The organism is Rheinheimera pacifica, assembly GCF_900108485.1.
Lineage (GTDB): Bacteria > Pseudomonadota > Gammaproteobacteria > Enterobacterales > Alteromonadaceae > Alishewanella > Alishewanella pacifica.
Genome location: NZ_FNXF01000011.1, coordinates 102,250 through 122,106 on the forward strand (window position 1 = coordinate 102,250; position 19,857 = coordinate 122,106).

Annotated in this window: 14 protein-coding genes; 1 reads left to right on the plus strand and 13 read right to left on the minus strand. The window is 50.9% G+C overall.

Going from position 1 to position 19,857, the window contains the following annotated elements; translation table 11 throughout:
- Positions 1–2 precede the first annotated feature (2 nt).
- The 4 genes from BLW68_RS14120 to dnaK all read right to left on the minus strand — a co-directional run bounded on the left by BLW68_RS14120 (position 3) and on the right by dnaK (position 4,765).
- Positions 3–605, minus strand: coding sequence for a hypothetical protein (locus BLW68_RS14120; RefSeq protein ID WP_143039970.1), 603 nt, complete (start codon positions 603–605; stop codon positions 3–5).
- A 148-nt stretch (positions 606–753) separates the two neighbouring features.
- Entirely contained in the window at positions 754–1,554 is an 801-nt protein-coding gene (locus BLW68_RS14125) for a M48 family metallopeptidase (protein WP_092794664.1), read from the minus strand.
- A 106-nt stretch (positions 1,555–1,660) separates the two neighbouring features.
- Positions 1,661–2,791 (minus strand): molecular chaperone DnaJ, encoded by a 1,131-nt coding sequence (dnaJ, locus tag BLW68_RS14130; protein ID WP_092794667.1) that lies wholly within the window; start codon positions 2,789–2,791, stop codon positions 1,661–1,663.
- A 63-nt stretch (positions 2,792–2,854) separates the two neighbouring features.
- Complete coding sequence (dnaK, locus tag BLW68_RS14135) at positions 2,855–4,765, minus strand: molecular chaperone DnaK (protein WP_092794669.1); 1,911 nt, start codon at positions 4,763–4,765, stop codon at positions 2,855–2,857.
- A gap of 227 nt (positions 4,766–4,992) precedes the next feature.
- Here dnaK and luxS point away from each other — a divergent pair, with 227 nt between their 5' ends.
- Complete coding sequence (gene luxS, locus BLW68_RS14140; protein ID WP_092794672.1) at positions 4,993–5,502, plus strand: S-ribosylhomocysteine lyase; 510 nt, start codon at positions 4,993–4,995, stop codon at positions 5,500–5,502.
- A 207-nt stretch (positions 5,503–5,709) separates the two neighbouring features.
- Here luxS and BLW68_RS14145 read toward each other — a convergent pair whose 3' ends face one another.
- The 9 genes from BLW68_RS14145 to BLW68_RS14185 form a co-directional block, all read right to left on the minus strand.
- Entirely contained in the window at positions 5,710–8,460 is a 2,751-nt protein-coding gene (locus BLW68_RS14145; RefSeq protein ID WP_092794675.1) for an FAD-binding and (Fe-S)-binding domain-containing protein, read from the minus strand.
- 147 nt (positions 8,461–8,607) lie between these two features.
- Positions 8,608–8,988: a VOC family protein gene (locus BLW68_RS14150; RefSeq protein ID WP_092794680.1), complete on the minus strand. Its 381-nt coding sequence runs from the start codon at positions 8,986–8,988 to the stop codon at positions 8,608–8,610.
- A gap of 3 nt (positions 8,989–8,991) precedes the next feature.
- Positions 8,992–11,328 carry a pectate lyase gene (gene pelA, locus BLW68_RS14155; protein ID WP_092794682.1) on the minus strand — a complete coding sequence of 779 codons (2,337 nt, stop codon included), beginning with the start codon at positions 11,326–11,328 and terminating at the stop codon, positions 8,992–8,994.
- Positions 11,328–12,941 carry an NADP-dependent glyceraldehyde-3-phosphate dehydrogenase gene (locus BLW68_RS14160; RefSeq protein ID WP_092794687.1) on the minus strand — a complete coding sequence of 538 codons (1,614 nt, stop codon included), beginning with the start codon at positions 12,939–12,941 and terminating at the stop codon, positions 11,328–11,330. Before BLW68_RS14160 ends, pelA begins: the two co-directional genes overlap by 1 nt.
- A gap of 547 nt (positions 12,942–13,488) precedes the next feature.
- A complete protein-coding gene (locus BLW68_RS14165; RefSeq protein ID WP_092794689.1) occupies positions 13,489–14,445 on the minus strand; it encodes a sugar kinase in 957 nt (318 codons plus the stop codon).
- A gap of 11 nt (positions 14,446–14,456) precedes the next feature.
- Positions 14,457–15,113 carry a bifunctional 4-hydroxy-2-oxoglutarate aldolase/2-dehydro-3-deoxy-phosphogluconate aldolase gene (eda, locus tag BLW68_RS14170; RefSeq protein ID WP_092794693.1) on the minus strand — a complete coding sequence of 219 codons (657 nt, stop codon included), beginning with the start codon at positions 15,111–15,113 and terminating at the stop codon, positions 14,457–14,459.
- Positions 15,113–16,582: a mannitol dehydrogenase family protein gene (locus BLW68_RS14175; RefSeq protein WP_092794696.1), complete on the minus strand. Its 1,470-nt coding sequence runs from the start codon at positions 16,580–16,582 to the stop codon at positions 15,113–15,115. Before BLW68_RS14175 ends, eda begins: the two co-directional genes overlap by 1 nt.
- Before the next feature lie 153 nt (positions 16,583–16,735).
- Positions 16,736–18,160, minus strand: a complete 1,425-nt coding sequence (gene uxaC / locus BLW68_RS14180) for a glucuronate isomerase (protein ID WP_092794699.1) — start codon at positions 18,158–18,160, stop codon at positions 16,736–16,738.
- A 56-nt stretch (positions 18,161–18,216) separates the two neighbouring features.
- Positions 18,217–19,773 carry a UxaA family hydrolase gene (locus BLW68_RS14185; protein ID WP_092794702.1) on the minus strand — a complete coding sequence of 519 codons (1,557 nt, stop codon included), beginning with the start codon at positions 19,771–19,773 and terminating at the stop codon, positions 18,217–18,219.
- Between the last annotated feature and the right edge of the window lie 84 nt (positions 19,774–19,857).

Below are 19,857 nucleotides of genomic sequence, written 5' to 3' on the forward strand. Positions count from 1 at the left end.
GGTTACCCCATGTAACCGTCTATATAGTAAACCAACAAAGCCAATAGCTGATCTTTTTGTGCCTTAGTAACAGCACCCTGATAGGCGTTTACTATTTCATCCGGCGTAGGAATGCTGGTGCTGATACCTTCTAACTGATAGTACAGCGCATGCAGGAAAATTGCGGCAATATTGCGCTCCAGCGCATAACTCCCCCCCTGATTCAATGCGTCTCTCAAAGTACCACTGTAGCCATACTGAAAAATGGTATTAAACTTAGTGCTTTGGTTAATCTCTATACCGTTCCACTTTTTTTGCCAGTTATTGCCAGTTTTGAAGAAGTAGCCACCTTTACCGCCACCTACAGTTGAACTTTTACTTTCAAAGTACAGTTTAGCACTACCATGAGAGTCATAACTCCTACTGCACTGCTCAAACTTATCGGGCTGTACTGACTGCATCTGCGATGCATTTTCGCTTAACGAGCAGTTAAGTGTGCTGCTACCCCAGGCGGATTTACTCTTAAGTGTCAGCAACACCGGCAAGCTACCCAGACCTGCACGCATTAAAAACTTTCTGCGACCAGACTGCGTTGCCTTCATTTCCTTGTCATTAACAGGTTCCATAGCTACATTCCATAAAGCAAACTGCATAAAGTGTAATGCCAGTTACATGCAAGATCAAATCCAACAATATAACTTCATATCAGGTATAAGAAAATTATTAAACCCAACCTCACGGCACCATAAGTTGTAAAACAAGCTGACGATAAAATCAGGCTTTACAATTAGGCAAAGCACCAGTGGCTTTGCGTTCGTTATACGTTTTCATTGCCTGCGGCATATTATCGCGCAAAGCAGTAATACGGTTTTCCGGCAAGGGGTGGGTAGACAGAATTTGTGGTGTACCACCTCCACCCAGAGCCGCCATATTTTGCCATAAGTTAACCGCTTGACGCGGTTCAAAACCTGCCTTTGCCATCAAATCCAGGCCAATAATGTCGGCTTCACTCTCATGCGCCCGGCTAAATGGCAACGCAACACCAACCTGAGCCCCTAAGCCAAAAGCGGTCATCAGTTGCTGCTGATACTGCACGTTATAAGCTTTCATGGCGGCATCACCCAGTGTCATGGCCGTTTGAATAAACTGATTGGTAGACAGGCGCTCGTTACTGTGGCCTGCCATTACGTGTGCAATTTCATGGCCGACAACGGCTGCCAGCTGATTCTGGTTTTCCGCTACTTTTAACAGCCCGGTATAAACGCCGATCTTACCGCCTGGTAACGCAAACGCATTTACCTGATCAGAGTCGAACACCACTATTTCCCAGGTGTTGCCCATAAACTCCTGCGGCGTAACCTTAAGCAAAGCGCCTGCAACGCATTGTACATACTCATTAGTACGCCGATCTTTGGAAATAGGCGTTTCAGCTTTCATGGTTTCAAAGGTTTGTGCGCCCATCTTATCCAGTTCGGCTGTATTAAACAGCATTACCTGACGACGGCCGGTTGGCGATTGTGCACAGGCCACAATCAGTAAAGAACAGGTGGTAAGCAATAGTAACTTTTTCAACATGAGCATATCCTTATTTGACACTTTTACCGCAGCTGGCGCTGCAATATCCTGTTATTGTATCTGCTGGGCAATAAAAAACCACCCGCAGGTGGTTTTTCATTACAGCTTAACTGGTTAAATCATCAAAGAACTTCTTCACACCATCAAAGAAGCCTTTCGATTTAGGCCGGTGCTTGGCCTCACCATCACCCGCCATGCTGTCATCCAGCTGACGCAGTAAGTCTTTTTGTTTCTCGCTTAAGTTCACCGGTGTTTCGATCACCACTTTACATACCAGATCACCAACACCACCACCACGCACCGACTGCACACCTTTACCACGCAGGCGGAACATTTTTTCGGTTTGCGTTTCTGCCGGAATTTTCAGCTTAACGCGGCCATCCAGTGTCGGTACATCAATTTCACCACCCAGCGCAGCAATAGTGAAACTCAGTGGTACATCGCAGTACAGGTTATTACCATCGCGAACAAAAATCGGGTGCTCTTTTACATGCACCTGCACATAGAGATCACCTGCCGGTGCGCCGTGCATACCCGCTTCACCTTCGCCGGTTAAGCGAATGCGATCACCGGTATCAACGCCTGCCGGAATTTTCACCGACAGCGTTTTGGTTTTCTCTACGCGGCCTTCGCCATGACATTTACTGCACGGATCCGGAATAATCTTGCCGCGGCCATTACACGTCGGGCAGGTTTGCTGTACGGCAAAAAAGCCCTGGCGCATAGTAACCTGGCCGGCACCATGACAGGTTGGACAGCTTTTAGCAGAAGTGCCTTTTTTTGCACCCGAGCCATCGCAGATGTCGCAGCTCACCATCGTCGGCACTTTAATGTCGACCGATTTGCCACGTACCGCCTCTTCCAGGCTTAGCTCCAGATTGTAACGTAAATCGGAACCACGCTGCGCCCGTGACTGACCACGACGGCCACCGCCACCGAAAATGTCACCGAAAACATCACCAAAAATGTCGCCAAAATCAGCATTGCCTGCACCAGCGCCGCCGCGGTTTTGATCTACCCCGGCATGGCCATAACGGTCATAGGCTGCGCGTTTTTGCTCATCCGACAACACCTCATAGGCTTCCTGGACTTCTTTAAACTTCTCTTCCATGGCTTTGTCACCCTGAGTTCTGTCCGGGTGAAATTTCATGGCGAGGCGTTTATAAGCCTTTTTGATGTCTTTATCGTCGGCGCCTTTAGCGACACCTAGTACTTCATAATAGTCACGCTTCGACATAGCTTAGTGCTAACTTCTCATGTTAAAGGGGCTGCAGTTTACTACAGCCCGGTTAAACCTTAATTATTTTTTGTCGTCTTTAACTTCTTCAAACTCAGCATCAACCACGTCGTCGTTGCCGCCAGCCTGCTGGCCTGCGTCGCTGCCGCCTTGCTGTGCTTTGGCCTGAGCCGCTTCCATCAGCTTTTGTGATGCCTGAATAAGTGCCTGAGACTTCTCATCAATTGCCGCTTTGTCGCTGCCTTTTAATACAGCTTCCAGCTCTTTGATTGCTGTTTCAATGGCTTCTTTATCATTTGCTGCCAGTGCTGTACCAACTTCTTCCAGTTGTTTGCGGGTGGCGTGAACCATCGCATCGGCCTGGTTACGGGTTTGCACCAGCTCTTCAAACTTTTTATCGTCTTCAGCATGGGCTTCAGCATCGCGCACCATGGCCTGAATTTCTTCATCAGTTAAACCAGAGTTAGCCTTAATGGTGATCTTCTGCTCTTTACCGGTATCTTTATCTTTAGCAGACACATGCAAAATACCATCAGCATCCAGATCGAACACTACTTCAATTTGTGGCTCGCCACGACGACCGCCACGAATGCCTTCTAAGTTAAACTGACCCAGTGACTTGTTGTCAGAAGCGCGCTTACGCTCGCCCTGCAGCACGTGAATCGTTACTGCAGACTGGTTGTCTTCTGCCGTTGAGAACACCTGCGATTTCTTAGTTGGGATCGTGGTATTTTTCTCAATCAAGGCGGTCATTACGCTGCCCATGGTTTCAATACCCAGTGACAGTGGCGTAACGTCAAGCAGCAATACGTCTTTAACATCACCAGACAATACCGCACCCTGAATAGCCGCACCTACTGCTACTGCTTCGTCCGGGTTTACGTCTTTACGTGGTTCTTTGCCAAAGAAAGCTGTTACCGCTTCCTGTACTTTTGGCATCCGCGTTTGACCGCCAACCAGGATGATGTCGTTAATTTCACCGACACTTAAATCGGCATCTTTCAGTGCTTGCTTCAGCGGCTCAATAGTGCGCTGAATTAAGTCTTCTACTAAAGATTCCAGCTTGGCACGGGTTACTTTGATGTTCAGGTGTTTCGGGCCTGAGGCATCAGCAGTAATGTACGGCAGGTTCACTTCAGTTTGTGACGCTGACGACAGCTCAATCTTGGCTTTTTCAGCAGACTCCTTTAAGCGCTGCATCGCCAATGGGTCGTTACGCAGGTCAATGCCCTGCTCTTTTTTGAACTCTTCAACTAAGTAGTTGATTAAACGGTTATCGAAGTCTTCACCACCTAAGTGGGTATCACCATTAGTGGCCAGTACTTCAAAGGTTTGCTCGCCGTCTACATCGTCAATTTCAATGATAGAAATATCGAAAGTACCACCACCTAAGTCATATACCGCAACCTTGGTGTCGCCTTTCTTTTTATCCATACCATAAGCCAGCGCTGCTGCGGTTGGCTCGTTGATAATACGTTTTACATCTAAGCCTGCGATGCGGCCGGCATCTTTGGTTGCCTGACGCTGGGCATCGTTAAAGTACGCCGGTACCGTAATTACGGCAGCCGTTACCGCTTCACCTAAGAAATCCTCAGCGGTTTTCTTCATTTTTTTCAGCACTTCAGCTGAAATCTGCGGTGCGGCTAATTTTTTGCCTTTAACTTCAACCCAGGCATCGCCATTATCTGCCTTGACGATAGCGTAAGGCATAATTTTGATGTCGCGTTGTACTTCTTCGTCTTCAAAACGACGGCCAATTAAACGCTTAATCGCAAATAAGGTGTTTTTCGGGTTGGTAACTGCCTGGCGTTTCGCCGGCTGGCCAACTAATACTTCGCCATCTTCAGCGTAAGCAATAATAGAGGGCGTGGTACGGGTACCTTCAGCGTTTTCTAATACGCGTGGTTTGTCGCCATCTAAAACCGCAACACATGAGTTGGTTGTACCTAAGTCAATACCGATAATTCTGCCCATAACTACACTCCACTTAATATTCTGAACAAGCACAAATTGCGTTGAGCGATTAATGGGGATTAGCCCTGATCCATTCAAGGTTATTAGATTAAAAATTTTGCCATCTGCGCAGTTAATCCGCTTTTAGCGCCGGTTTAACGCTGTTATCTGCCGATAACGGTTAACTTATCCGGCTTTACCTGCCTATAATAGCCACCATCAGTAGCTTTTATTTAAAGGGTTTTGTTATGCCACTACTCGACAGTTTCACCGTAGACCATACCATTATGAAAGCCCCCGCCGTGCGCGTGGCAAAAAAAATGAATACACCAAAGGGTGATGCCATTACGGTATTTGATTTGCGTTTTTGCGTACCAAATGAAGAAATTTTGTCAGAAAAAGGTATTCATACGCTGGAGCATTTATTTGCCGGTTTTATGCGTGATCATTTAAATGGCAATGATGTGGAAATTATCGACATTTCGCCGATGGGTTGCCGCACCGGCTTTTATATGAGCTTAATTGGCACGCCGGACGAGCAGCGTGTAGCCAAAGCCTGGCAAGCGGCAATGGACGATGTGTTGGAGGTTGCCAGCCAGAGCGATATCCCGGAGTTGAATATTTACCAGTGCGGTACCGCGCAAATGCACTCGCTGGATGAAGCCAAGCAAATTGCCAAAAATATTCTTGCCCGTGGTGTCGGTGTTAACCGTAATGACGAGCTGGCATTACCGGCAGAGATTTTAAATAAGCTGTAATACTTAGCGGCGTCAGTTCAGGATATGGGTGTTGGCTTCAATTGCCAACAACACGAAAAGACGCGGCGAGACAACTGACAACTAAGAAAAGCGTCTGTGGCAGGGATGCCACAGAGGAGCCTACAGGGAGGTATCTACGGCGTCTTTTCGTGTTGTCAGTTGTCGACCCGAAGCTCGATCCCGATGACTCACTTCAGTTAAAACCCGCTAAGAGCATTTATCCAGCAAATACACCAGATGCTGATACTCAATACCACTATGCCGTGATAAGCCTATCTCACAAGTCCGGCTGCTTGACACCCCTTGCGAGCACTCACTGACCTGCTGTTTTAAGCCAGACAACGCCGAAGCATTTAACTGTGGCAAGACAAAGCCTTTATCGCCGGCAAAGCCACAGCAACTGATGCCTTCGGGGATCACGACAGTATTACTGCAAGCCTTAAGCAGCTGTTTTAGTTTATCTGCCTGGCCCAGCTGGCTGGCGCTGCAGGTAATATGCAGTGCCACCGGCTCATTAAGCGGCGTAATATTCAGCTTAGGCAGCACCTTATCATGCAAAAAATCGACACTGTCGAAAATACTGAGCCTGTCATCCAGCTTACCTTGCAGGGTTAAGCTGCACGGGCTGGTATCGGATAAAATAGGGATTTCACCATTATTACTTACGTCGAGTAGCCACTGCTCCAGCTCACGCTGTTTTTGCGTGGCAACAGCAAACTGGCCCTTCGATTGAAACGGCATGCCGCAGCACTGGCTGCCAAGCCCCTCAGGCATTATCAGCTGATAACCGGCTTTAGCCAGTAAGTGGGCGCTTACCTGCTGCAAACTACGTTTATCTTTGCTATTAGCCTGGGGCGCCATAACCCGGCCAGAGCAGCTGGCTAAATAAATAACGGGTTTCAGCTGGGTATCTGCATGGGCCATTGGCAGCACATTGTTATAGTTCGCAGTTGGCATCGCGCTATGCCACAACGCACGTAGCGGCAGCAATTTAGCCAGCGTACTGCCTATTCCCAGGCCAGCACGGGCCATAGCCGATACCGCCGTAAAATGCCGGGCCATAAAAGCCGCCAGCCCCTGCCAGGGCCGATTATGTTCCGCCCGTAATTGCCGGGTAAGGTCACCGGTATTAATACCCACCGGGCAGGCGGTACTGCACATACCACAAGCGGCACAGGTGTCGTTACCGGCATACTGATAAGCTTTGCTAAGTTCAGCTAACCGCTCTGGCTCATCACCACTGCGTTGTAAACGCGAAATTTCGCGCTGCGTAACGATACGCTGGCGTGGCGTTAACGTTAATTTGCGTGACGGGCACACCGGCTCACAAAAGCCGCATTCAATACATTTATCTACCAGCGGGTTAGTGGCAGGTAAGGGTTTAAGGTTTTGCAAATGCAACTGGCTGTTGTAACTTAGCACTACGTCCGGGTTTAAAATATGCTGCGGATCCAGCAACTTTTTAATACGCCACATCAGTGTATAAGCCTCTGTGCCCCACTCCAACTCAACAAAAGGTGCCATATTACGGCCGGTGCCATGTTCAGCTTTAAGTGAGCCACCAAACTCTACCGCTACCAGTTGCGCCACTTCCTGCATAAACGCATCGTAACGTGCAACCTGGGTGGCATCATCAAAGCCCTGAGTAAAAACAAAATGCAGGTTGCCTTCTAAGGCGTGGCCAAAAATAATCGCTTCATGGTAGTAGTACTTATCAAACAACTGCTGTAGCCGTGATACCCCTTCAGCCAGTTGCTCAACCGGAAAAGTAACATCTTCAATAATCACCGTAGTGCCGGTTTTGCGCACGGCGCCAACCGCCGGGAAAGTGCCTTTGCGTATGGCCCATAGCTGGTTGTATACGGCTGCGTCAGTACTAAAATCGACCTGCTGCTCCAGCGCAAAAGCAGCTAAAGCACTGCGTACCTGTGTCAGTTGCTGCTGCAATAGGGTGCCGTTTATCGCCGTACTTTCTATCAGCAAAGCACAGGCATTATCAGACAACCCCTTTACCCATGCTGGCATGCCCGGCTTATGTTCTACCGAGCGCAGGCTGCGCCGATCCAGTAGCTCTACAGCCGATACCGGCTGCTGCTTTAATACCGTTACCGCGCGACAACAGCTTTCCACTGACGGAAACACCAGCAACGCGCTGGCCCGGTGCGGATAATCCGGCACGGTGTTGTACGTTACAGCACTGATAAAACCCAGACAGCCTTCAGAGCCAACCATTAAATGGGTCAGGATATCGATAGGATCGGTAAATTCGGTTAACGCATTTAGCGAAAAACCGGTGGTATTTTTTAAGCGGTATTTATGGCGGATTTTAGCGCTAAGTTCAGGGTTGTCACGGGTTTGTTTGCCCAGCAAAGCCAGCTCGGCTAAAAGTTTGGCATGTGTCTGGCGAAACGCCGCTACGCTTTGCGCATCTTCAGTATCCAGTACAGTGCCGTCAAACAACACCAATCGCATCGCTGCCAGGGTATTAAAACTGTTATGCGCGGTACCGCAGCACATACCGCTGGCATTATTGGCTACGATACCGCCAATTTTGCAGCTGTTAATTGACGCCGGATCAGGGCCGATTTTGCGCTGAAACTTTGTCAGTACACTGTTAGCCGCAGCGCCGATAACACCGGGCTGCAGCCGTATTTGCTCGCCCAGGCCGCGCACTTCACGCTGCTGCCAGTTTTCGCCCAGCACCAGCAGCACAGAATCGGTTACCGCCTGGCCGGATAAACTGGTACCGGCAGCACGGAATGTCAGCGCAACCTTAAAGTCGTTTGCCAATTTTAACAGCGCCACCACTTCAGCTTCGCTTTCAATGCGCAGCACTAATTTAGGCAGCATACGGTAAAAGCTGGCGTCAGTGCCAAAGGCAAGCGTAGCGATAGGGTCGTCAAAATAACGCTCAGCCGGAATAAGCTGTTTAACGGCCTGAACAAACTGCGGTTGCATGCAAACCTCTGGCGCTGAGAAACTAAACCTAGATTAACCGATAATACGGTATTCACGCGCAGCTTGCATAAATTTTTTGCTATATAAATTTATACATGAATAATTTATTCACAACTAATGGAGTTTCAACCGCTATAACACGCTGTTTTACCTGGCAGCACCGCGCCGGCACAGTTGCAGTGCTAAGCCCCAGGGATCGCGCAGCATTGCCAGATGTGAGCCGTCGTTCAGGTGTACGTCGGTAACATGGCTGGCACCGGCGGCGATTAAGCGGGCGCTGTCGGCGACCGGATCGTCTGATATCAGCGCCAGATGCAAAATCAGCGGGTCCATACTGGCGTAATCAGGTACCTGATCGGCCGGGTTGCAGTAAATTTCTATCATCATTATGCCGCTGTCATCGGCGAGAAAATGCGTTTGCGCCGCATCATTTAATGCGCGTTTTAAACTAAAGCCCAAATGCTGCCTGTACCAGCTGGCCATTTGCTGCGGTTGGGCGACATTAAAAGCGACATGTTCGATACGCATAACTTAAGGTTCCTGGGGTTTAGTGCCAGTTGGTATAAAGCTTTCCAACCAGATATTGATATTGTCTGTTGGCACCTGCAGCGGCCGGTGCACCGGCTTAATTTGCGGATAACCGCCCACTTGCTGCTGGCTGTCAATAATACGGCCGTCACGGTTAACGTAACTTTGCACGATACGCTGGTCGGTTACGTCACGCTGCCAATAACGTGCTCCAACAACAGGTAACAGCTGGTGTTCAACCTCTTTTGCCGCCATAACGCGAATGCCTTGTGGCCACACCGGTGCTGCGGTTAAGCGCTTTATCACCCCGGCAGTGTCGTACATAGCTTTGTCATCAAGGTTAAAGGTCAGGTTATCCTGCAGGTAAGCATCGCCGTGGTAGGATACCAGGGCTAAATCAGAGTAAGAATCGCGGCCATAGCGCAGCACATTACCTATCACCGCCACCTGTGGGTTCTGCGGGCTAAAGGTTGTATGCGCCCATTCAGTATCAATAAAACCCAGCTTTACGGCATTGGCATCGGCGTTATAAATGATGTTATTGAGCACCACACCTGTAGTATGGGCTTTAAAATACGGGTTACGCCTTGCATTGTGGGCAAACAGGTTACCGATAAAGGCAATGTGGCGGCTAAAATCATGCACCAACGCGCCTTTGCTGTGCTTGCCTTTAATATGAGTGGCGTAGTCCAGCGCTTCGGCCAGAATATTGTAGCGAAAGGTGATGTGCTTCGACGTCGCCTGCGGCCCTTTATCACGCGGACCTGACGCCGATACCAGCTCGTCGGTGGCCCAGCTGATAGAATTATGCTCGACCAACACATTGCAGGCGTCTTTACCAGTTACCGCTATACCATCGGTGTCCCAACCGGTGCGCTTTGGCAAACCGGCATCACCCGGCCTGATATGTAAATGCCGCACTATCACATCATGGCTGATAATACGCAGGCCGCCTTTAATCAGCGTAATGCCGGGTGCTGGTGCGGTTTCACCGGCGATGGTCAGGTACGGCTGGTTTATTTCCAGATTAGTGCGCTCAAGATCTATCACCCCGGCCACTTCAAACACCACGACTCGCGGCCCGCTGTGTGCCAGTGCAGCAGCCAGAGAGCCGGGCCCGCTTCGGTTCAGATTAGTTACCTTTAACATCGCACCGCCTGCTCCGCCCGGTGTATCCAGACCAAAGTTAGTACAGTGCTTATCTGCTGCAGCCTGGTCATATTCTGCCAAAAACTCTGCCGCAACGCTTTGATACCAGCCATAACCGCGTTGGCGTTCAAGCGATATCTGGCTGACATCGCTGTAGGTTAGGCCATCGCGGTCGAAAAATACCGGCTGGCCGGTTTTCAGATCATAAAACCGTGACCAAATCACACTGCCGGGGCTGTCGATTAATGACAAACGGCCCTCGCTGTCGCGGTGACGGTCTTTGTCACTTATCTGCTTATCCCTCAACCAGTTGGCGGCTTCGGCCAGGCTTGGCGCTACGCCGGGGTAATCTGGCGCATAACGCAGCAACAACTGCAGAATTTTTGCACTTTCACTACTAACCAGTGAAGCTTTTTCATACTTACGCGCCGTTACCGGCTCACCCGTTAACGGATGATGCTGTGCGCCCCACACCGTGCGCTTGCCATCGACGACGACCTGATTAGCCAACAACCAATCGACTGCACGATAAAAGGCTGCTGCGGCCTCTGTTTTAGTACTGTCGGCCAACATGGCAAAATGCGGCTCATTGGCTACCTGCCACAATAACTGCATCAGTTGATACAGAGCATTATCGTTCAGCGTTATCGCATCATGATAACCACCACGCAGCGGATAAGATTGCGGAAAACCGCCGTTGGGGTACTGCGCTTGCAACACCAGCGCCACGCCACGTTCTATCGTCTGCACGATATGTTGTTGCAGTTGCGGTGTTGCTTGCGGGTAAAAATCAGCCAACCACTGCAACTGCGTGCTGGTAGCGTCATTGTCAAAAGTCGGCACATAATTGGCTTCAGAGCCAAACTGCTGGCCGCTTAGCCTGGCAATACGCATATCGGTACGCTTGCTCCAGCCGCCTGAAGGTGTTTGAAAGCTCAGCACTGCTTGCGCTTCAGCCGCATTATTAATGCCGGTTAAACCAAACTGATTATGCCTGGTTGCCGCAGTTAGCGCTCCACCCTGTTGCTCAGCGGCCAGTGCTGTCGCATCTTGCTGCAGCACTTGCGCTGATTCGGCTAAATACTGCCGCCATTGTGCAGTAAGTTGCTGCGCCTGCCAGTAACTTGCGCTGGCGACACAGGGCAACAACAAACCAACCAATAGCAACAGATGACGCAGCCGGTAAGACATCAGAACAAAAAGTCCGTGGATAAAAAGCGCGAATGGCGTTCTTTCACCATCTGTTTCACAAAGTCGACATCACTATCCTGATACTTAGCGGCCACTAAGGTTGGTGTAGAGAATTGGCGTAGCGCGTCCACCACCGACAAGGTGCCTTCAGCGGAATCTTTACGCCCGTTAAACGGAAAGCTGTCCGGCCCACGCTGGCACTGGCTGTTGATATTAATCCGGCCGACCTGGTTAGCAAAAATATCGACCAGTTCACCGACTTGCTGCGGGTTCTGGCCAAAAATACTCAGCTGCTGGCCAAAGTTAGAGTTAACAACATAATCAATAACTTCGTTAATATCGTTATAAGGTACTACCGGAACCAATGGGCCGAATTGTTCCTCGTTATATAACCGCATACTGCTGTTTACCGGGTATAACAGCGCCGGGGTAAACAAAGAGGCTACCGTTTCACCACCGCCGGGGTTTTGCAGCTTAGCGCCTTTGCCAAGCGCATCTTCTAACAGCTCGGTTAAAAACTGCGTTTTGCCAGGCTCCGGCAACGGTGTTATCGCTACGCCTTGCTGCCACGGCATACCGGCTTTTAGCTCACTGATAGCCGCTGCCAGTTTATCGACCAGCTCAGCAGCGCGGCTTTGATGCACAAATAAAATTTTTAACGCAGTACAGCGCTGGCCGTTAAACGACAAGCTGCCGGCCACGCACTCTTTTACCGTGCGGTTCATATCGGCGTCGGGCAGAATAATCGCCGGGTTCTTGGCATCCAGCCCCAGCACAGCGCGCAGCCGGTGTGGTTTGGGGTGCATGCGTTTTAAATCACTGGCGCCTTTATTGGTGCCGATAAAGGCAAACAGGTCAATTTTACCGCTCTCCATCAGCACGCCAACGGTTTCGCGGCCGCGGCCGTAAATAATGTTAATCACGCCGGCCGGGAAGCTTTGCAGAAATGCCTGCAGCAACGGCTGAATAAGCAGCACGCCGTATTTGGCCGGCTTAAAAATTACGGTGTTACCCATGATCAGCGCCGGGATCAACGTGGTAAAGGTTTCATTTAACGGGTAGTTAAACGGCCCCATACATAGCGCAACCCCTACCGGCACGCGGCGGATTTTACCTAAGCTACCCTGCTCAATAATAAAGTGGCTGGCGTCTCTGTCCTGCTGTTTTAACGCTTCGATGGTGTCGCGGATATAATCGCTGGTACGGTCGAATTCTTTCGCCGCATCGGGGTAGGTTTTGCCGATTTCCCACATTAGCAGGCGGATCACTTCAGCGCGCTGCAGCTGCATCAGTCCAAGGAATTTCTCCACATGCTGAATACGCTCCAGCACTGCCATGGTCGGCCAGGCGCCACGGCCTAAGTCGTAAGCTTTTACCGCACTGTCGAGTGCTTTTAATGCAGTGTCGGCGTCCAGTAAAGGCGTATGGCCCAGCACTACTTGCTGTAAGCTGTCGCTATTTCGTATATAAATTGGACTTACCACCGGGCTAAGTTCACCCTGCCACTGCACCAGCTCACCATTTAATAAATAGTCGCGCTGGGTTATCTCGCTCTTATGGGCAAACTCTCCCGGTATATCAGCCGCTTGCGGAAAAACTGTTGCTAAACTCATGCCTTGCTCCTTCTAACAAAATTGACTTGGTTGTTAGTCAGGGTCAGATGCGACGCTTGCCCGGCTTGGACCGGATCTTATGCTCTGCTTGTTTAAATCGTTGCTGGCTTCACAGTTAAGGGAACGCAAAGACGTCGTAAATACGTCCTTGTAGACTTACAAACTGCGTCCTGCAATTTGCCCTTCGGGTGGCTGCGCCATTCAAATTCGTTCCCTACGAATTTGTCTATGCCGCATCCCTGCGGCAGACGCTTTGCTATACCCTTAACTGTTTCGCTTTGTTATTTCGGTGATACATCAATCGTTAGCTGTGCGCTTCGGGGTTCCAACCTGCTTCTGACGTTTTGCCACAGCGAGAATCGGTTTGCTGTAAGCTGACCGTTGAAGGCATGGATGCCTGACAAATTCGTCCGGAACGAATTTGAACAGCTCCGCTGGTCCAACGGACAAACTTCATGGATGAAGTTTGTAATCGAGCCTACAGGGACGTATTCACGGCGTGTCAGCGTGAGCAAACCGGTTCGTGCCGAAGCCACTGAACCCTTGGCTACTTCACAAACACCGAGGGCCGGTTCTGCGCCCAAAAGCCGTTAAAGTGATCCTTGCCGACAATAGCGCCGGTATGCTCAACGACAAAGCCCGCTAAACGAGCGGCAAACTTCACTGCATGCTGCGGTGCTATACCACCTAAACGCGCAGCCAGATAACCGCCGTTAAATGAATCGCCAGCTGCTGTGGTATCTACCACCTTCTTTACCGGGTGCGCCAACGCCGTAAAACCCTGCTGCTGATAACGGCCATTAATACCGTTTTTGCCATCTTTAACAATAATTTCGGCCACACCCAGTTCGGTTAACTGCTCAACCACATCGTTGGTGGTTTGCGCAGCAAATAACACCCGGTGGTCGTCCAGGCCCGGCAGCGCCACATCGGCTAAGCTATAGGCCTGAATAAAGGCCGCTTTGGCCGCTTCAGCATTCGGCCACAGCGCCGGACGGTAATTCGGGTCGAAGATAATCTGGCTGCCATCGGCTTTTAACCGGCTTACCAGGTCGAACAATTGGGCTCTATCGGCATCAGATAAGATTGCCAGCGTAATGCCGGAGAAATAAAACATATCGCAGCCTTTAATGGCATCGTAATTTAACTGGGCGTTAAAACACTGCAATACCTGCTTGGCCGCCGAGCTGTCGCGCCAGTAGACAAAACTGCGCTCGCCAAACGCATCGGTATTGATCATATACAGGCCGGGCCGGGCGGTTTTGGTGCGCAGCATCAGGCTGGTGTCAATTTTCTCCCGCTCTACCGCACGTACCAACTTGTCGCTGATAAGATCGGTACCAACAGCGGTAAAAAACTGCACATCGACCGGGTTTTCGCAGGTGCGCTTTAAATACACGGCGGTATTAAACACATCACCGGCAAAATTCTGGTGATAGACATTGTCGACCAGCTGATACAGCTCGACCATGCACTCGCCCATAATGACAATACGTTTGCTCATGCCGATGCTCCTTAAGCTGCGGTTTTAATCTGTCTGGCAATAGCGGTCGCTTCAGCGGCCAGTGTCGTAATTTGGCTCCACTGTTGTGCTTTTACCAAATTAGCCGGGGTTAACCAGGAGCCGCCCACCACAAACACATTTTTCAGCGCTAAAAAATCGGCCAGATTATGCTGGCCAATACCGCCTGTGGGGCAAAATTTAACCTGCTGGAATACTCCGCTGAGGGCTTTTAGCATCTCAATGCCGCCGGATAAATGCGCCGGGAAAAACTTAACCTCGCGCAAACCATATTCGTACGCCATAGCAATTTCCGACGGTGTTGCCACACCGGGCGCCAGTGGCAGGCCGGTGTCGATCATCGCTTCAAGCAATTTTGGCGTGCTGGCCGGGCTGACCAGAAACTGCGCGCCGGCATCTTTACAGGCATTCGCATCAGCTGCCGATAATATAGTGCCGGCGCCGACCAATAAATTTGGTAAGGCGGTGCGGATAGCGGTAATCGCCGCTAACGCCTGACGGGTGCGCAGCACGACTTCGACCGAGCCTACACCGCCATCTTGCAATGCTTTGGCGATGGCGACAGCTTCATGCGGTGTCTCGGCCTGAATAATGGGTAATAATGCCGGGCCCTTGACCATGGACGACAACAGCGGAGGTAAAGACGACATTAAACGACTCCTGTAAAAGCCACCAGCGCTGCGGCTGGACGGGAAACTAATTGCTGATAAGCAGTATGCACTGCACTAAAAAAGGTTTTGTTTAAACTCAGCGCTGGCGGGAACACGGCATCAACCGCTAAAAACAGCGCCACGTCGGTATCGGCATTGCCGCTGCACTGGGCTGCAACAGCCAGCAGTTGCTCTGCTAACGGGTCGACTAATTTTTCGTTGTCGCTATGGCGTTTCACAATAAAACGGCACCAGGCAGCGATGGCAAACGCCAGTTTGTCGATAGCTTTACCGGCGGCTAAGTTGTCGCTAATGGCAGGCAGAATACGCATCGGTAGCTTTTGCGAGCCGTCCCAGGCAATTTGCGCCAGCAAATGGCGGATAGCCGGGTTACGAAACCGTGCTAATATATCGTTACTGTACTGGTTAACATCCAACTCAGCCGGTGCTTTGAATGACGGCATAATTTCAGCAGTAATCATCTGCTGAATAAACTGTGTCAGCACTTCATCCTGCATCGCATCGAATACGGTTTCATAGCCGAGCAAACAGCCAACATAGGCCAGCGTCGAATGCGGCGCGTTGAGCAAGCGCAGCTTGGCTTTTTCAAAAGCAGTGACATCCTGGGCGTAAATTACCCCGGCTTGCTGCCAGGCTGGCCGGTCAGCCGGTAAAATATCTTCAATCACCCACTGCACGAAGGCTTCGCGCTTAATCGGCCAGTTATCCTGTACGCCCAGCACCTGTGCAACCTGCGCTTTAATGGCGTCGTCGGTGGCAGGTGTAATGCTGTCGACCATAGTGCAGGGGCTGATCAGCTGCTGGCTTAACCAGTTGGCGATAGTCGGGTCTTTTTGCTCAGCAAAAGCGATGAGTGCGTTACGCAGCTTATGGCCGTTGTCGGTCAGGTTGTCACAGCTGATTACGCAAAACGGTGCGATATTGGCCTGATAGCGTGCCGCAAGTGCGGTAAACAGCAGGCCAATTGCTGTGATCGGCTGGCCGCTGCCGCTTAAATCTTGCTGAATTTGGCTATGGTTTAAATCCAGCTTGCCGCTGCCGTTTAAGCAATAGCCTTTTTCGGTAATGGTCATGGTAACGTATTTGGTGCTGGCGGCAGTTAAGCGCGCTAATACCTGGCCGTACTGCTCGCTGGCGATTAATACCTCCTGCACAGAGCCGATAACCTGATAGCTTTGCACAGCATCCAGCACGGCCAGGGTATACAAACCATCTTGCGGCGATAATGCCTGGCTGACATCGGGTGATCGCATTGATACGGCGCTGATGGCCCAATCGCCGCCAAATTGCAGGGCCTGTTCGGTATACCAGGCCTGATGGCCGCGAAAAAACGCGCCGGGGCCTAAATGCACTATGCCGATTTGCGGCTGTTGTTCTGCCAGCCGGTAGGCCGGAATTGGCAGCTTGCCGTTTAGACCCGCCAGAGTCTGATTACTAAGATTTGCCATTTATGATTCCTGCTATTTTCTGCAGTGTAGGCTTGGGCAGTTTGTTACACGCAGAGACGTCGTAAATACATCCTTGTAGACTCCTCTCCAGCATCCCTGCTGGAGACGCTCTGCTTAGTAACAATCTGCCCCGCTGTTAGATTACGCTTAGCATCATTTCAACTGATACGCTTTTTTTACCAGGCCATAGGTCAGCTCGTAAGCTAACTCGCCGGCTTCTTCTTCGGTTAAGCGGTGCTCGGCCACTAAGCCTGCCAGGAAGCGGCAGTCTATACGCCTTGCTACGTCGTGCCGTGCCGGAATAGATAAAAACGCCCGCGTATCATCGTTAAACCCTACAGTGTTATAAAAGCCGGCGGTTTCAGTTACCTGATGCCTAAAACGCAGCATGCCTTCCGGACTATCATGGAACCACCAGGCCGGGCCGAGTTTTAACGCCGGGTAGTGGCCTGCCAGCGGCGCCAGTTCACGGGCATAAGTGGTTTCGTCCAGTGTAAACAGAATGATGTTTAAGCTGGCTTCGTTGCCGTATTTCTGCAGTAAAGGTTTCAGGTTTTGTACGTATTCGGTCGGGCTGGGGATATCGGCGCCTTTATCGGCACCAAAACGCTCAAAAATCACCTGGTTGTGGTTACGGTGCGCACCGGGGTGAATTTGCATCGTCATGCCATCTTCCAGGCTCATGCCGGCCATTTCGGTCAGCATCTGGCCGCGGAACAGCTCTGTTTCTGCCGGCGTGGCTTTACCGCTTAAACAGCGTTGAAATAATGCCGCGGCATCTTTCATGGCTAAGTCTGCGGTAATAGCGGTTGGGTGGCCGTGATCGGTCGCCGTAGCGCCATGCTCACGAAATACCTTACGGCGCTTACGCAGTGCGGCCAGATAACCTTGCCAGCTCTTGGTATCTTCGCCGGTAATTTCGCCTAATTTGGCCACATTAGCGGCAAAATCGGCGCGGTCAGCATCTACCACGTCATCCGGGCGGAAGGTGGTAATAACGCGGGTTTCAAAGCCGGTGCCTTTTAATTTGGCATGGTGTTTTAAATCGTTCAGTGCGCCTTCGGTAGTGGCAATCAGCTCGATATTAAAACGCTCTAACAAAGCACGCGGTTTAAATTCTGGCTTGGCCAGCTGGGCGTTAATGCTGTCGTAGTAATGATCAGCGGTGTCTTCGCACAGAGTTTCGGTTAAACCAAATACATCGTGAAATACCGTGTCGAGCCAAATGCGCGAAGGTGTGCCACGAAACAGGTAATAGTGTTTGGCAAAAATATGGAAGATTTTGCGGTAATCGCTTTCAACTACTGCGCCGTCTTTACGGCGGATGCCGAGCTCTTCAAGCTTAATGCCCTGGCTGTACAACATACGAAACACATAGTGGTCCGGCAGCAACAATAATGCGGTGGCGTTGTCCCAGTTGGCGTCTTCAGCAAACCAGCGCGGATCGGTATGGCCGTGCGGGCTAACGATCGGCAAGTCTTTAATTTGCTGATATAAACGCCGGGCGATATCACGCACCACCGGATCTGACGGAAATAAGCGGTCCGGGTGCAGTTCTAAACGACGACTCTGTGCCATTTTCAAGTCCTGTTATAAAAAGTGTTTAAATTCAATATCTGTTCTGATGTTACGTATCAGAGCGTCACGCCATTTTTCCAGATGGCAATTTCGCGGTTATCTGACTGCTCGTTGCGCGTAGCTTTGCCGGAAGCAACATCGATCAGATAACGGAAAAAGTCATGGCTGAACTGCTCGGCGTCCTGGCCTTTTTTCAGCAAACCGCCGGCATCAAAGTCTATCCACTGCGGCTTGCGTGCGGCCAAAGAGGAATTCGACGAAATTTTTACTGTCGGTGCCGGAAAGCCCAATGGTGTGCCACGGCCGGTGGTAAACAGCAGCAAAGTAGCACCGGCAGCGGTTAAGGCGGTGGATGACACCGCATCATTGCCCGGCCCTTCCAGCAGCGTTAAGCCACTTTGGCTGGCCATATCGCCGTAGCGGATCACCTGGTTTACTACCGCAGAGCCACCTTTTTGAATGGCGCCGAGCGATTTTTCTTCCAGTGTGGTTAAGCCGCCGTCTTTATTGCCGGGGCTCGGGTTTTCATACACCGGCTGTTTGTTGTCGATAAAGTACTGCTTAAAATCATTCACCAGGGTAACGATATCGCCAAACACCTGTTCATTTTGCGCGCGGGCCATAAACACTTGCTCGGCGCCGAACATTTCCGGCGTTTCGGTCAGTACGACTTTACCGTTACCGGCGGCGACTAAATCAGCAATGCGGCCCACCAGCGGGTTAGCGGTTAAGCCGCTTAAGCCATCAGAGCCACCGCATTTCATGCCCATTACTAAATCTGATACCGGGCACGGCGTGCGCTTATCGTCGCGCATTCTGGCTACCAGCTCTTCCACTGCAGCTAAGCCCTGCTCTATTTCATCTTCCACCTGTTGGGCGTTAAAAGAGCGGATGCGGCTTAAATCAACGTCTTCGCTTGCTGCCAGCAACTTGCTTAGCTGATTGTTTTCACAGCCTAACCCCATCACCAGCACACCACCGGCATTAGGGTGTTGAATAAGCCCGGCCAGTAAACGGCGGGTATGATCTAAATCGTCGCCCAGCTGCGAGCAACCAAACGGATGGGTAAAGGCATAAATACCGTCGATATCATCGCTATATAGCTTGCGTGCCTGCTCGGCTACCCGCATAGCGGCGCGGTTAACGCAGCCAACGGTATTGATAATCCACAGCTCATTGCGGGTACCTACTTTGCCATTAGCACGGCGGTAACCCATAAATTCGGTCGGTAAACCTGCCGGAAACGTCAACGGCTGCGCCTGACAGCCGCTATAACGGTAATTGACCTGGCCGCTTAGCAGCGTGGCAAGATTATGCGAGTGAATATGCTCGCCTGCTCTGATGTCCGTCGTCGCCGCGCCAATAGCAAAGCCGTATTTAATCACCGGCTCGCCTTTGGCAATATTAGCCAGTGCCACTTTATGCCCGGCCGGTACGGCCTGCTGTGCAGTTAACTGCGCAAACGGCTCTGGCAGCGCCGCGCCCTGCGCTAATGGTTGCAATGCCACTACTACGTTGTCGCGCGGATGTACCTGCAACACCTGTAATTGCTCGCCGATATCTGCCGGTGTATTCAGTTTGGTACTACAACCGGGTTTTAGCTCTGTGCTCATGTTCAGCCTTCCTGCACCTTGTCTAGCGGTGGCAAACTGTGATTAAAAAAACGCGTCTGACTATTGTGTTTTGCTCGAACCGAC